The organism is Nonomuraea diastatica, from assembly GCF_004349015.1.
Lineage (GTDB): Bacteria > Actinomycetota > Actinomycetes > Streptosporangiales > Streptosporangiaceae > Nonomuraea > Nonomuraea diastatica.
On sequence record NZ_SMKP01000062.1, the window covers coordinates 1 to 14,018 of the forward strand.

Sequence of the window (14,018 nt, forward strand, 5' to 3'; positions counted from 1 at the left end):
GGGCGGTGCCGTGGCGGTGGTCAGAGGGCCGGAGGGTTGGGAGCGCTGCGTACGGGCGGCGGCGCGGCCGGCGGCGATGAGCGTGACCCCTTCGCGCCCCGCCACGGCCAGCGTGGTCCCGTCGGGGCTGAACGCGAGGGCGGGCGCCGCGGCGTCCGGGCCGGTGAGCGGCTGGACTTCGATCGTCCCCGTCCGGGTCTTCGGCGCCAGCTCCCACAACTCGACCCGCCCGTCCAGCCGGGAGAACGCCGCCCTGGACCCGTCCCGGGCGAGCGCCACCGTGCGGTCGGCGACGTCGAACTGCACCTGAGACCCCCGGTAGACCCGGGTCCTGCCGGCCCTGGTGATCGCGAACGTTGCGGCCGGGGATGGCGGCCGCCCGGTCGCCACGTCGAACGGCCGCCCACCTGCCCCCTCCGCGTAGCGCCCGTCGTCGCTCAGCGCCACGCCCCCCGCCGGAAGCCGGTACGAGGCGAGCCGCCGCTCCCGGGACACGTCCCAGACGGTGACCGTGCCGGTGTCCCACCGGATCAGCTCGTCCCCGCGCAGCAGGTAGCGAGCCCGCAGGTCGGCGGCCGGGTCGGTGAACACGCCCAGCTCCGGCTGGACGAGCGAGGCCTGCAGCGCGGCCCGCGCCTCGAAGACGGGCGACAACCGCCAGGCGGCCACGCTGAGCCGCATCGCGGTGCGTGGGTCGCTCGACCGCATCGCCTCGGCTCTGGCGGCCACGGCCCGCGCGTCGGAGTCGAGGAGCCGGCCGCGCAGGTCGTACTGGCCGTACACGGACACGACGGACATCGTCACCGCCGCGGCCAGCAGCGCGCCGAGCGTCGCCATGGAGGGGGTGAGGAGCTTCCTGCGCTGTTTGGACAGGGCCACGCTGTCGTTGATGAAGTCGCGTTCGAGCTGGTTGAGCCGCAGGTGGCGGCGCTTGGTCGCGGCCCAGCCGAGCGCCGTGTCGAGGGCCTCGCCGCGCAGGAGCCGGTTTCGGCCCCGTTGGTGCTCCGACCACTGCCGGGCGGCCACCCGGATCCGGCGGTGCACGTGCATGCTCTCGCGGTCGTCCGCGGCCCAGCCGCGCAACCTGGGCCAGGCGCGGTAGAGCGCGGAGCTGGCCGGGGCCACCCGGTCGTCGCTGAGGGCCACGAGCTTGCCCATGGACGTCTCGACCGGCGCCACGCGCACGCTCCGGCGTACCAGCAGGCCGGCGTCCATGAGCGGGCCGAGCACGTCGCCCTCGTCGTGCGGGTTGTCGCCGTCGAGCAGGCGCAGCAGCAGCCCGGGCACCTCCTCCTGCTGGCGGGGCGTGAGCGACTGGTAGACCTCCTCGGCCACCTCGCCGAGCGAGCGTGGGCGCGCGTGGCTGTGCGGGGGCCGCAGCACGTCTGCGGCCCCGATCAGCAGCTCGGCCGCCGCCGGCCGGTCGGCGGGATCCTTGGCGAGGGCCCGTCCGACCAGGCCGCGCAGGGGTTCGGGCAGGTCGCTCAGGTCGGGGTCGAAGGTGAGCAGCCGGTGCATGATGCCGCCCAGGCTCTCGCCGCGGAACGGATCGCGCCCGGTGGCCGCGTACACCACCACCGCGCCCCAGGCGAACACGTCGGCCGGCGCGCCCGCCTCCTCCCCGGTCAGGACCTCGGGGGCGAGGTACGTGTACGTCTCGCCCACCGGCCGGCAGGCGGGCAGGCCGAGCTCGATCACCTTGAGACCCCCGGCGGCCAGGAGCACGCTCTCCGGGTTGATCCCCTGGTGCGTCAGCTTCTCCTCGTGCAGCGCGTCGAGCGCGGCTCCCAGCGAGGCGGCCAGCGCGAGCAGTTCGTCGCCTTCGTACGGCCCCTGCAGGGCGACCGCCTGCCGCAGGTCGGGCCCGTCGACGAACTCGCTCACCACATAGGGGACGCCGCCATCGACCCCCGCGTCGACCACCTCGGCCAGGTGGCGGCAGGTCACCCGCTCGAACCGGCGCCCCGCCTCGCCGCGCGACTCGGGATCCGCCTCGCCGCGCGGCACCGTGACGGCGAACCTGTGCCCGTCGTCGTCGTAGGCGTCGTAGACGACGCCGCGCCCGCCCGCGCCGAGCCTGGCGGCCAGCCAGTAGCCGCCAAGCCTCTCGGGGTCACCAGGCACCAGGCGCATCGTCACTGAGGCTTAGATGCACGACACCGTCCAATGGTTGTCCGAAATGACGCGACAGGTCCCCCGCGCGCCTCGGGGGACCCATGCGTCATGATCATTATGCCAGGCTTCCGGATCTTGCCTGCCATCCGGGCCGGAGCATCGCCATGATCACGCAGTCGTGCCATGCGCCGTCCCACAGCAAGGCGTCACGTTTCACGCCCTCCTCCACGAAGCCGATCTTCTTGTAGACGTGTCGTGCCCGGTCGTTGAAAGCGTAGACCTCCAGCTCGATCCGGTGCAGCGGGGTCGTGCCGAAGGCGTGTCCGAGGACCAGCTCGATGGCCTCCGTGCCGTAGCCCCTGCCGAACGCCCGGGGGCCGATCAGCGCGATGCGCAGGTTGCACGACAGGTTAGCGGGATCGAGCGTGTTGAGGACCACCTCGCCCGCGTAACCGTCGCCGGTCATGATCGCCAGATCGAGCCGGTCGGGGTGCTGCGCCCGGCTCGCGCACCACCGGCGGGCGCCCTCGAAGTCGAACTCGCCGTGCGAGCCCGTCAACCGCCGCACCTCCGGGTCGCGAACCAGCTCGTAAAGGCCTTCTGCGTGCTCGGGACCGACCGGGCGCAGCGTCACGCGCGGGCCTTTCAGCACGGGTTTCTCGGCGAACATCTCCTTTGGCTATCAGTCGCGATCACCGGCGGGCAAACCCATTTCCCGCACCACCTCGTCGCGCACCTGCTCGGGGGTGAGCTTGCTGACGTCGCACACGGTGTTCGCCACCGCACGGAAATAGTGCCCGCGGCGGGCCCGCATGGCGGCCGGGTCGAAGTCGGGGCGGTGATCGCTCGAATGCATCCGCTCGGCCAGCACCTTGTCGGGCGCGTCGACCCACACCACGAACGCGGACCGCAGGGCCGCCCGGACCTCTGGGTCCTCGATGGTGCTCGCCGCCGCCGCGATCACCTTGGGCGGTCCGGCCAGTTCGAGCAGCACGTGTTCGGCCTCGTAGAGGTGCAGCGCGGCCGCGCCCTCGCGGGCGGCGATCTGCGCGGCGGTGCCGCCGTACCTCGTCTTGAGGAACGGGTCGCTGTCGCTGAACTCCAGCCCCAGCGCCTCGGCGATCAGCACGCCCGACGTCGTCTTGCCCGATCCCATGAGCCCGATCACCACGACTGGTTTGTTTTTCGACATGTGGATAGAGGTCCTTCGTGTTAGGGAGGTAAATCAGATGACCATCGCCGGAAGCATCATCCTCATCATGCTCGGTGCGATTCTCACCTGGGCCGTCGAGTTCGACCTCGCCGGCCTCGACATCAACGTAGTGGGTCTGGTCCTCATGCTCGGAGGCCTGGTCGGACTCGGGTTCGGCATCTACCGGATCAGCGTCACCCGCCGGGCGGTCGGCCCCATCGACGAGCCGGTCCACCGTCACGAGATCTACGAAGAGCCCGAGACCAGGAGGACGACCGTGTACGAGGAACGGCGTCACTACGACGAACCACCGCTGTAGGAGGTGAAGCGACATGCCAGCAGTCGAAGAACTGCCGTCGACCATCAGGCGCTCGCCGAAGAAGGCACAGAACACGTGGATCAAGGCGCACGACTCGGCAGTGCAGGAGTACGGCGAGGGGCGGCGCGCCCACATGACGGCGTTCGCGGCGCTGAAGCACTCTTTCGAGAAGGTCGGCGACCACTGGGAGCCGAAGTCGAAGAAGGGTCCTTCCGACAAGGGCGCCACGGACCGGTCCGGCAGGACGGCCGAGGGCGTCGACGCCAAGGCCAGCAAGGAACACCTGCAGAGCGTCGCCGCCAAGCTTGGTGTGCGCGGCCGGTCGAAGATGACCAAGCAGGAGCTGGTGTCGGCCATCAAGAAGGCCAACAGGAAGGCCACGGCGAAGGCTCGCTGACCAGTGGGCGGACCGGAGGCGCCCGGCGCGTTACGAGGCCGGCGGGAGAGCGAGGCGGCACCGCGCCGCCCCCCTCGACCGCCGGCCTATCCATGCCTCCCACGGCCGTCGGCCCTTCATGCCTCCCTCGTCGGGCGCCGGCCTTTCATGCCCGTCCGGTGGCCGCAAGCCCCGCTCACAGCAGCCGCTTGACGGCCTCCACGATCGCGTGGCGGTCGATGCCGGCGTCGGCGAGCTGCTCCTCCGGTTTCGCTGACCCCGGCAGCTCGGTCACGGCCAGCTTCACCACTCTCGGCCCGAGCTCGCTGACGGCGTCCAGCACCGCGTCGCCCAGCCCGCCTTCGAGCCGGTGGTCCTCCACCGTGATCAGGTTGCCCGTGGTGATGGCCGCCTCCACCAGCACCGCCGAGTCGACCGGCTTGACCGAATACAGATCGATCACTCCCACGGGGACCCCTGTCGTCTCCAGCTCGCCGGCCGCCGCCAGCGCCTCGTGCACGGTCACTCCGGCGGCCACGATCGTGGCCCGGTCGCCGCTCGACTGCCGCAGCACCCGCGACCCGCCGACGGGGAACCGCTCGCCCGGTGGGTAGATCACCGGCGTGCTCCCGCGCGTGGTCCGCAGGTAGGACACGCCCTCGACGCCGGCCATCTCAGTGATCAGCCAGGCCGTCTGGTTGGCGTCGCACGGGTAGAGCACGGTGCTGCCGTACAGGGCCCGCATCATGGCCAGGTCCTCCAGCCCCATCTGTGAAGGGCCGTCCTCACCGATCGCCACCCCGGCGTGCGACCCGATCAGCCGGATCGACGCCCGGCTGATCCCGGCCATCCGGATGAAGTCGTGTGCCCTGGTCAGGAACGCCGCGAACGTGGCGGCGTACGGGATCCACCCGCGGATCTGCATCCCGACGGCGGCGGCGACGAGCTGCTGCTCGGCGATGTACATCTCGAAGAAGCGCTCGGGGAAGCGCTGCGCGAAGGCCTCGGTCTTGGTGGAGTCGGCCACCTCGCCGTCCAGCGCCACGACGTCTCCGCGGGCCGCGCCGAGCGCCGCCAGCGCCTCCCCGTACGCCGTCCGCGTCGCGACCTGCTCGCCCACCTCGTACGCGGGCGGCTCCAGCGGGGCGGAATCGAACCGGTACGGTTCGGCGGCCCCGTCGGGCTTGCGCACGGTGACGCGTACGTCCCGCGGCCCACCCAGCTCGCCGACGGCCTTGTCGGCGTCCTTGAGAGGCTTGCCGTGGGCGCCCTCGCGGTTCTCGACCTCCAGCACGCCCTCGCCCTTGCGGGTCTTGGCCAGGATGGCGGTGGGTCGCCCGCGCGTCTTGCAGGCGTCCTGCAGCGCGTAGTCGATCTCCTCGGGATCGTGCCCGTCGATCTCGATCGTGTGCCAGCCGAACGCCGCGAAGCGCCGCGCGTACGCGCCCGTGTCCCACCCGTGCCGGGTGGGCCCCCTCTGCCCGAGCCTGTTGACGTCCACGATCGCGGTCAGGTCGGCCAGGCCCTCGTCGCCCGCGTGCTCGGCGGCCTCCCAGATGGACCCCTCGGCCAGCTCGCTGTCGCCGCAGAGCACCCACACCCGGTACGGCATCCGTTCCAACCGCCCGGCCATCGCCACCCCGACCCCCACCGGCAGCCCCTGCCCGAGCGACCCGGTGGCCACGTCCACCCACGGCAGCCGCGGCGTCGGGTGGCCTTCCAGCCGGCTGCCGCGCCGCCTGAACGTCAGGAGCTCGTCGTCACCGATGACACCGGCCGCCTTGTAGAGCGAGTACAGCAGGGGAGAGGCGTGGCCTTTGGACAGGATCACGTGGTCGTTGGCCGGGTTGTCCGGCTGGTCGAAGTCGTAGCGGAGGTGTCTCGCGAACAGCACGGCCATCAGGTCGGCCGCGGACATGGACGACGTGGGATGTCCCGAGCCTGCCGCGGCGGCGGCGCGGACGGAGTCGACGCGCAGCTGCGCCGCCAGCTCCGCCAGGTACTGCGGATCGTGTTCGGTCATCATGACCTCCTGGAGAGTTTCGGCCCGCCACCGGCCCGCTCAACGCGGGCGTTCCCGTCGTGTCCGGTCCTGTGCGTCAGGCCCGTGCGTCAGGCCCTGTCGTGTCTGGTCCTGTCGTGTCAGGCCCTTGGTGTCAGGTCCGGTCGTGTCAGATGCTTGGTGTCGGGTCCTGTCGTGTCGGGTGCTGTCGCGGACGGTCAGCGCCAGAGGCGCCGGCCGAGGGCGGCGAGGGCGGTGGCGGCCGTGCCCGCGGTCAGCGTGAGCAGGACCGGGCGGCGGTGCCGGGAGAGCCAGACCTGAGGGCTGTGCGAGTGGGAGCGCTGGTCGAAGGTGCCGTGGGCGCCGTAGTCCGTCGTCTCGTCGGCCGGCTCCCAGAGGTTGGACACGCCGCTGGGGGACTTGTCGTCCGTCTGCTGTGAGCTCACTCCCGTCCGCGCCAGGTAGCGGTCCACCAGGGCCGGAGCCACGCGCTGGGCCAGGAGGGTGGTCGCGGTGCTCATTCCCACCCAGTACTCCTTGCGCTCCGGATGCTCGGCGGCGTACACGATCGCCCGCGCCGCGACCTCGGGCTGGTAGATCGGGGGGACCGGCTGGGGGTGGCGGCGAAGCTTGGACAGCACCCACTCGAACTGGGGGGTGTTGACGGCGGGCAGCTGGACGAGCGTGACCTGGATGTCGCTCCCGTCCGCCAGCAGCTCCGTGCGGACCGACTCCGAGAAGCCCTTGATCGCGTGTTTCGCGCCGCAGTAGGCCGACTGCAGCGGGATGCCGCGCTGGGACAGCGCCGAGCCCGTCTGGACGATGGCGCCGGTGCCGCGCGGCCGCATCAGGTCGAGGGCCACTTTGGTGCCCCAGACGTAGCCCAGGTAGGTGACGGCCGTGGTGCGGCGGAACTCCTCAGGGGAGATGTCCGAAAATTTCGCGAAGACGGAGGAGAAAGCGGTGTTGATCCACACCGAGATCGGGCCCATCTCGGCTTCGATCTTCTCGGCGGCCTTGCGCACCTCGTCGTAGTCGGCCACGTCCGCCTCGTAGACCTGCCCGCTGCCTCCCTCGACCCCCACGTCCACCGCCGCCGCGCCCAGCCCGGTCGTGCCTCTGGCGATCAGGGCCACCCTGGCCCCCTGCCGCCCCAGTTCGCGGACGACCGCGCGCCCGACCCCGCCACTCGCGCCCGTCACCACCACTACTCGCCCGCTCAGCTGCGCCATGTCGGGATCAGCCCGCCTCTCCGTCGCTCCGCTGCTTCTGGCGGCGTACGGCCAGCGTGATGTCGATCACTGTGAGCACCGCCAGCACGGCGACGATGCCCGTCATGACCGGGGCACGCGCGATGATCCCGAGCACGCCGAACGCGAACAGGAACACCAGCAGGAACGATCCCACCCTGATGTGCACCACGTCGCGCGGGGTGGCGGGCACCATGGCATGACCCCTGCGGGACTTCTCCTCGTGCCACTCTCCGTGTTCAGACATGCCGCTCACCTGCCCGTGCCGTTTGCGGCGTAACGTCCTGGGTAGCCGGGCCCAGTGCCCGAGCCTGACCCGAACGTGGACCCGCGACCCCGCGCCGACCGTCCCGACCTGCGGCCCAGCGACCAGAACGAACCGGGGATCGTCCGCCGGCGGCGCGGCCGGGGATTCTCCTACCTGGCCCCGGACGGCCGGCCGGTGCGCGACCGCGCCACGGTGGAGCGGATCAAGACGCTGGCGATCCCGCCGGCCTGGGACGACGTGTGGATCTGCGGCTCGCCCGACGGGCACCTGCAGGCGGTCGGTACGGACGCGGCCGGGCGCAGGCAGTACCGCTACCACGACGTGTGGCGCGAGCAGCAGGACCGGGAGAAGTTCGACCGGGTGCTGGAGGTGGCCGAGCGGCTGCCCGCGTTCAGGAAGGCCGTGGACGACCAGCTCCAGGGCCGCGGCCTGACCCGGCAGCGGGTGCTGGCCGCCGCCGCCCGCCTGCTCGACATCGGCTTCTTCCGCATCGGCGGCGAGAGCTACGACACCTACGGGCTGGCCACGCTCAGGATGGAGCACGTCACCTGCGCCCGCGGCGTCGTCGTCTGCTCCTACCCGGCCAAGGGCGACATCGCCCGCGAGGTCGTGCTGGCCGATCCCGGGGCGTGCCGGGTGCTCAGGGCGCTCAAGGCGCTCGGGGAGGACGGCGAGCTGCTGCGCTACCGGCACGCGGGCGGCTGGAGCGACATCAGGAGCGAGGACATCAACGACTACCTTCGCGAGATCATCGGGTACGAGGTCACAGCCAAGGACTTCCGCACCTGGCACGCCACGGTGCTGGCCGCCGTGGGCCTGGCGGTGTCCAGGCTCGCCGGCGCGGAGGGGCGGACGAAGAAGCAGAAGGCGATCGTGCGCGTCATGCGCGAGGTCGCCGAGTACCTGGGCAACACCCCCACCGTGGCGCGCGCCTCGTACGTGGATCCGCGCGTGGTCGAGGCGTACGAGCGGGACAAGACCATCACGGCGGTGCTGACCGAGCTCGGGGCGGACGCCGACTTCGGGCAGCTGGCCACGGCGGGCACGGTGGAACGGGCGGTTATAGACCTAATTCGTGCCGTTTGACGGGTTTGTGCCCGGGAATGCGGCGACAGGAGAAGGAGGCAGCGATGGAAGCTCCGCAGTACGTCGCGGCCCGCGTTCAGCAGGCGCTGGCCGAGGACGGGCGCACCAACGAGCTGGGCATCCGCGTCGACATCAGAGGCGACCAGCTGTTCCTGCGCGGTCAGGTGAGCGAGGCCGAGCAGCGCACGCGGCTCGGCCAGGTGGCGCACGAGACCGCGCCCGAGCTCCATGTGCACAACGAGATCAACGTCGTGGACGCCACCGAGCCAGGGGAGGATGAGCATCTTGACTGACCTGCGCATCGCCGCAGTGGGCGACATTCACCTGGGCGAGGACGGCAGGGGCCACTACCGGCGCAGGCTGGAGGGCATCGAGGAGCGCGCCGACGTGTTCATGCTCGCGGGCGACCTCACCCGGCACGGCACACTGCAGGAGGGCAAGGTGGTGGCCGATGAGCTGCGCGACCTGCCGATCCCGGCCGTCGCGGTGCTCGGCAACCACGACTACCACTCCGACCTGCAGGACGAGATCGCGAAGGAGCTCCGCGACGCCGGGGTGATCGTGCTCGACGACGACGGCGTCGTGCTCCAGTGCGGTGACACGAAGCTGGGGGTCGTCGGCGGGAAAGGCTTCGGTGGCGGGTTCGCCGGCAAGTGCGCCAGCGAGTTCGGCGAGCGCGAGATCAAGAACTTCGTCGCCCACACCCGCAGCATCGCCGAGGCGTGGAAGGTCGCGCTGAAGGAGATCGTTGCCGACGAGCGCGTGGTGCTGTCGCACTACTCGCCCATCAAAGAGACGCTGGAGGGCGAGCCGCCGGAGATCTACCCCTTCCTCGGCAGCTATCTCCTGGCGGAGGCCGTCGACACGGCCGGCGCGGAACTGATCTTTCACGGGCACGCGCACAAGGGCAGCACGAAGGGCATGACCCCGGGCGGCATCCGGGTGCGTAACGTGGCCCTGCCGGTGCTCGGCCGGGCGTACGGCGTTTACTGCCTCGAGTACGAGAACGGGTCCTGACCCACAGGCCGAAGGCCACCGCCCATCGGTAAGGTGGCCTTCTTCTGGCCTTCTTCTGGCCTTCTCGGCCTTTCCCTTTAGGGTGTTATTCGACCGCTGGACCGTTCTCGGGGATCGGCCCAGCGGCCGGGTCGAGCGGGGAGCCATCCGGGTGGCGCCCCCTAGACATTGAAGATGCTGACCCCGCCGGGCCCGACCAGGAAGCCGAGCACGATAAGCACGATTCCCCAGAGGAGGTCGCGCCGGGCGAGGATCACGTAGATCCCGGAGATGACGAGAATGACCGCGATGATCCAGAGCAAAGTAGCCATGACTCCGCCACTGCCCTGAGGGGTGGCCGCTTAACATGTTTTTCCGTTAGGGGGTGAGCGGGCGAAACATAAGGACATTTCGTGCTTCTCGCTCTGCCCTCAGGCCAGGCAGCACTCGTTCGAGAGGCCTTATAGCACAACGCCTATTGGAGGGTCGTGTGGGTAGCCCGAAACCATGAGCAGCCACGGCCACGCGGTCACGGACGCGATCCTCGACACGCTCAAGCGCGCCAGCTCCGGGTTGAAGGACGCCGGAGTGAAATTCGCGCTGGCCGGCGGCTGCGCCGCCTACGCCAGAGGGGCCGCGCCGTCGCTGCACGACGTGGACTTCGTGGTCACCGAACACGACGTGCCCGCCGCCCTGGAGGCGCTGCGCGGGCTGGGCTTCCAGACGGCCAAGCCGCCGGAGGACTGGCTGGTCAAGGCGTACGACGAGGGCCGTCTGGTGGATTTGATCTTCCGGGTGTCGGACCTGGCGATCACCGACGAGCTGCTCGACAGGGCCGAGCCGCTCAAGGCGTCGGCGGTGATCGTCCCCGTGCTGGAGGCCACCGACCTGGTGATCACGTGGCTGCTGCCGTTGTCGGAGCACGCCTGCGACTATGGCGCGCTGCTGTCGCAGGTGCGCGCGCTGCGCGAGCAGGTCGACTGGCCGCGGGTCGCGGCCGTGGTCGAGGACTCGCCGTACGCGATGACGTTCCTCACCCTGCTGGAGCGGCTGGGCGTGCTGGAAGGGCCGGTCGTGCCGTCGGGCGACCCCAAGTGGCCCTGATCGAACTATCCCTGGCGACGTGCTCAGCCGCGCCGGGTGGCCGCGGTGACGCGCTTGAGGATGCGGTCCCACTCCGTGCCGAACGGGTTGTCCTGCACGAGGTAGGTCCACGTCGCCGTGGGCCGCCGCAGATCGGGCTCAGGCGCCTCGAACGACTCCAGCGAACGCCGCTCCACCTCGGCCAGCAGCGACTTGTATTCGGCCACCGCCTCCCTGTGGAACTCGTCGACCGGGCTCATCCGGCCCAGCGCGCGTAGGTGGATGCCCTCGCGCAGGTCGGTCAGGAACGCCAGGTGCTCGGTCCAGCAGCGGTCGATCGCGTGCAGGACGATCTGGCGGGCCGTCTCGTCACGGGTGTCCTCGGGCAGCGACTCCCAGCGCTCGGGGTCGGCCTTCTCCAGCGCCTTGGAGGCGGAGTCGCCGTGCAGGACCTTGTCGCGCCACTCGAGGATGAGCTCGCGCTGGTGCTCCAGCAGGCGGGTGTAGCGCCACGTGTTGCGGTGGATCTCCAGGTTGACGCCCTCGGCGACGCGCTGGGCGTGGCCGACGAGGTAGGCCCCGCGCCGGTGGCGGACGATGCCGTCGGGGTCGGCGGCGGGTGGCCGCTCGTCGGGGACGAACTGGGTGATCAAATCATCCAGCATGCTGACGAAGAAGACCGAGCCGCCCGGGTCGCCCTGGCGGCCCGCCCGGCCGCGCAACTGGTCGTCGAGCCGGCTGCTGGCGTGCCGGCCGGACCCGATCACGTAGAGGCCGCCCAGCTCGGCCACGCCCTCGCCGAGGCGGATGTCGGTGCCGCGGCCGGCCATCTGGGTGGAGACCGTGATGGCGTCGCGCTCGCCGGCCTTGGCGATGATCGCGGCCTCTTCCGCGTCGTTCTTGGCGTTGAGCACCACCGGCTCCAGGCCACGCCGCTGGAGGAGCTTGGCCAGGTTTTCCGACTCCGCCACGTCGAGCGTGCCGATGAGGATGGGCCGGCCGGTGGCGTGCACCTCCTGGATCTCCTCGACCAGGGCGGCGTCCTTGTCGGGTACGGCCGGGTAGATGCGGTCGGGCTCGTCGGTCCTGACACACGGCCGGTTGGGCGGGATCACCGCGACCTTGAGGCCGTAGAACTCGCCGAGCTGCTCGCTGACGGCCACGGCCGTGCCGGTCATGCCGCAGATCTGCGGATAGCGGCGGATGAGGCCCTGCACGGTGATCGAGTCGAGGATCTCGCCCTTCTCGCTCGGCGGCAGCGCCTCCTTGGCCTCCACGGCCGCCTGCAGGCCGTCGGGCCAGCGCTGGAGCAGCGCCACCCGGCCGCGCGAGGGGTTGATGAGCTGCACCTTGCCGTCGCGCACGATGTAGTCGACGTCGCGGGCGAGCAGGGCGTGGGCGTGCAGGGCCAGGTTGAGCTCGATGAGGGTGCCGGGCTCGTGCTCGTCGTAGAGCTCGACACCCAGCAGGTTTTCCACGCTGTCGGCGCCCTTGGGCGTCAGGTAGACGTTGCGCGCCTGCTCGTCGATCTCGTAGTGGTAGCCGCGTACGAGCTGCCTGACCAGCGCCGCCATCTCCGGCACCGCGTTGCCGGGGTCGGCCGCGCCGGCCATGACCAGCGGCACGCGGGCCTCGTCGACGAGCACGGAGTCGGCCTCGTCGACCAGCGCCACCTCGGGCGCGGGCACGATCAGCCCGGTGGCGTCGGTGCGCAGCCGGTCGCGCAGCACGTCGAACCCGATCTCGCTGACCGGGCCATAGGTGACGTCCTTCGCGTACGCCTCGCGCCGCTCCTCAGGCGTGGAGGCCTGGCCGATCCAGCCCACGTTGACGCCGAGCGAGGCGTAGAACGGCCCCATCCACTCGGCGTCGCGCCGGGCGAGGTAGTCGTTGACGGAGATGACGTGGACACGCTTGCCCTGCAACGCGTAGCCGGCCGCGGCCATGGCGCCGGAGAGCGTCTTGCCCTCGCCGGTCGCCATCTCCGCGACCTTGCCGTCGAGCAGGGCCAGCGTGCCCAGCAGTTGCACGTCGTACGGGCGCAGCCCCAGCTCGCGGTCCGCGGCCTCGCGCACGATGGCGCAGAACCCGGCCAGATCGTCCATCTCCGGCGCGGGCAGCTCGTCGAGCTCGCCGATCTTGGCGGCTCGCGCTCCGGCGGCCTTGACGATCTTCTGGTAGGGGGCAAGAGGCACTCCGCCTGGGCGATCCAGCAGGTTCCTCAGCATTCCCGATATTGACGCCACAGTTCCTCCAACGCACGCTTCGCCGAGACCGTTCCCTCGGCCAAGGGGTGGGAGCGGAGCGACGATACGGCAAGCGCCGCCGTACCGGACCTTAACTCATCCGGCGGCCTGTACCGTCACAACGCTCCCGCCCGAGTCACCCCGGTTCAGCCCGTAGAGCGAGCCCGGAGAGCGAGCACCGTCACCGCGGCCAGCAGCAGGGCGCAGCCGGTCCAGGCGAGTGGCGTGAGCCGCTCCCCGAACAGCGCCACGCCGAGCAGCGCCGCGCCCACGGCCTCGCCCAGCGAGATGATCGCGACCGTGGTGGCCCGCAACGCGGTCAGCGCCACGAAGTACAGCGCGTACGCGAGCGCCGTCGGCACCGCGCCGAGATAGATCAGCAGCGCCATGGACGGCCAGCTCATGTCCGGCACCAGGCCTTCCGCCAGCGCGAACGGTGCCAGGCACACCGCGGCCACGGCGAACCCGCCGATGGCCGTGCTGCGCGGGTCGCGGTCGTTGTGCCGCCGAGACAGCAGCGTCACCCCGGCGTACCCGGTGGCGGCGGCCAGGGCGAAGGCGACGCCGGTGGCAGGGGAGGCCGGCGCGCCCTCTCCTGAGGGGGCCGCGGCGCGGAGCGCGGGCTCCATCGTGAGCAGGACGAGCCCGGTCAGCGCCGCGGCCAGCGCGAGGAGCGCGCCGCGGGCGAGCCGCTCGCGCAGGAAGAACCGGCTGCCCACGGCCGTGATGACGGGCGTCGCGCCCATGGTCACCACGGTCGCGACGGCCACGCCCGAGTGGGCGATCGCGGCGAAGTAGGCGGTCTGGTAGACGGCCATGCCGGCCCCGACCGGCAGGACCCGCCAGTCGAGGTGGTCGGCCAGGACGAAGCGGCGGACGATCACCAGGAGGAACGCGGCGCCGAGAAGGTGACGCCACAGGGACACGCCGACGGGGCCGAGATGGCCGGTCTGGAAGAGCAGCGAGCCCGCGGCGCCGCCGGTGCCCCAGGCGGTCGCGGCCATGGTCACGTAGAGGGCGCCCCGCCGCGCGGAGACATGGGTCATGACAGATTGCTCCGGATGGAGTGGTTGGAATGGGCCCGG

General features: G+C 71.1%; 15 protein-coding genes. 6 read left to right on the forward strand and 9 right to left on the reverse strand.

What is annotated here, in order from left to right; all coding sequences use genetic code 11:
- The 3 genes from E1294_RS22010 to E1294_RS22020 all read right to left on the reverse strand — a co-directional run.
- The coding region (locus tag E1294_RS22010) for a protein kinase family protein (protein WP_165977415.1) at positions 1 to 2,124 on the reverse strand (2,124 nt) is incomplete at its 3' end.
- Between the two features lie 106 nt (positions 2,125 to 2,230).
- Positions 2,231 to 2,785, reverse strand: a complete 555-nt coding sequence (locus E1294_RS22015; RefSeq protein ID WP_132510989.1) for a GNAT family N-acetyltransferase — start codon at positions 2,783 to 2,785, stop codon at positions 2,231 to 2,233.
- 12 nt (positions 2,786 to 2,797) lie between these two features.
- A complete protein-coding gene (locus E1294_RS22020; RefSeq protein ID WP_246083186.1) occupies positions 2,798 to 3,307 on the reverse strand; it encodes a shikimate kinase in 510 nt (169 codons plus the stop codon).
- A gap of 37 nt (positions 3,308 to 3,344) precedes the next feature.
- Between E1294_RS22020 and E1294_RS22025 the strand changes: the two genes are divergently transcribed.
- Both E1294_RS22025 and E1294_RS22030 read left to right on the forward strand, forming a co-directional pair.
- A complete protein-coding gene (locus tag E1294_RS22025) occupies positions 3,345 to 3,626 on the forward strand; it encodes a hypothetical protein (RefSeq protein WP_132510991.1) in 282 nt (93 codons plus the stop codon).
- Positions 3,627 to 3,639: 13 nt separating this feature from the next.
- Entirely contained in the window at positions 3,640 to 4,023 is a 384-nt protein-coding gene (locus tag E1294_RS22030) for a ChaB family protein (protein WP_132510993.1), read from the forward strand.
- A 175-nt stretch (positions 4,024 to 4,198) separates the two neighbouring features.
- Here the strand turns inward: E1294_RS22030 and E1294_RS22035 are convergent, their stop codons facing one another.
- From E1294_RS22035 to E1294_RS22045, 3 genes are all read right to left on the reverse strand, one after another.
- Positions 4,199 to 6,025, reverse strand: a complete 1,827-nt coding sequence (locus E1294_RS22035; protein WP_132510995.1) for a transketolase — start codon at positions 6,023 to 6,025, stop codon at positions 4,199 to 4,201.
- Positions 6,026 to 6,222: 197 nt separating this feature from the next.
- On the reverse strand, positions 6,223 to 7,236 hold the full coding sequence (locus tag E1294_RS22040; RefSeq protein ID WP_132510997.1) for an SDR family oxidoreductase: 1,014 nt from the start codon (positions 7,234 to 7,236) through the stop codon (positions 6,223 to 6,225).
- A 7-nt stretch (positions 7,237 to 7,243) separates the two neighbouring features.
- Positions 7,244 to 7,501, reverse strand: a complete 258-nt coding sequence (locus tag E1294_RS22045) for an SUR7/PalI family protein (protein ID WP_132510999.1) — start codon at positions 7,499 to 7,501, stop codon at positions 7,244 to 7,246.
- A 75-nt stretch (positions 7,502 to 7,576) separates the two neighbouring features.
- Here E1294_RS22045 and E1294_RS22050 point away from each other — a divergent pair, with 75 nt between their 5' ends.
- The 3 genes from E1294_RS22050 to E1294_RS22060 are packed head-to-tail and all read left to right on the forward strand — an operon-like array spanning position 7,577 to position 9,625.
- On the forward strand, positions 7,577 to 8,608 hold the full coding sequence (locus E1294_RS22050) for a DNA topoisomerase IB (protein ID WP_246083187.1): 1,032 nt from the start codon (positions 7,577 to 7,579) through the stop codon (positions 8,606 to 8,608).
- 44 nt (positions 8,609 to 8,652) lie between these two features.
- Positions 8,653 to 8,901, forward strand: coding sequence for a BON domain-containing protein (locus E1294_RS22055; RefSeq protein WP_132511001.1), 249 nt, complete (start codon positions 8,653 to 8,655; stop codon positions 8,899 to 8,901).
- Complete coding sequence (locus E1294_RS22060) at positions 8,885 to 9,625, forward strand: metallophosphoesterase family protein (protein WP_132511003.1); 741 nt, start codon at positions 8,885 to 8,887, stop codon at positions 9,623 to 9,625. The genes E1294_RS22055 and E1294_RS22060 overlap by 17 nt, the downstream gene beginning before the upstream one ends.
- A gap of 161 nt (positions 9,626 to 9,786) precedes the next feature.
- Here E1294_RS22060 and E1294_RS52855 read toward each other — a convergent pair whose 3' ends face one another.
- Positions 9,787 to 9,936, reverse strand: a complete 150-nt coding sequence (locus E1294_RS52855; RefSeq protein WP_165959640.1) for a GPGG-motif small membrane protein — start codon at positions 9,934 to 9,936, stop codon at positions 9,787 to 9,789.
- Positions 9,937 to 10,111: 175 nt separating this feature from the next.
- On the opposite strand from E1294_RS52855, the gene E1294_RS22065 reads away from it, so the two are divergent.
- Entirely contained in the window at positions 10,112 to 10,708 is a 597-nt protein-coding gene (locus E1294_RS22065; protein ID WP_132511005.1) for a nucleotidyltransferase, read from the forward strand.
- A gap of 23 nt (positions 10,709 to 10,731) precedes the next feature.
- Here the strand turns inward: E1294_RS22065 and secA2 are convergent, their stop codons facing one another.
- Complete coding sequence (gene secA2, locus E1294_RS22070; protein ID WP_132511007.1) at positions 10,732 to 12,915, reverse strand: accessory Sec system translocase SecA2; 2,184 nt, start codon at positions 12,913 to 12,915, stop codon at positions 10,732 to 10,734.
- A gap of 164 nt (positions 12,916 to 13,079) precedes the next feature.
- Entirely contained in the window at positions 13,080 to 13,979 is a 900-nt protein-coding gene (locus tag E1294_RS22075) for a DMT family transporter (RefSeq protein ID WP_132511009.1), read from the reverse strand.
- Positions 13,980 to 14,018: the final 39 nt, after the last annotated feature.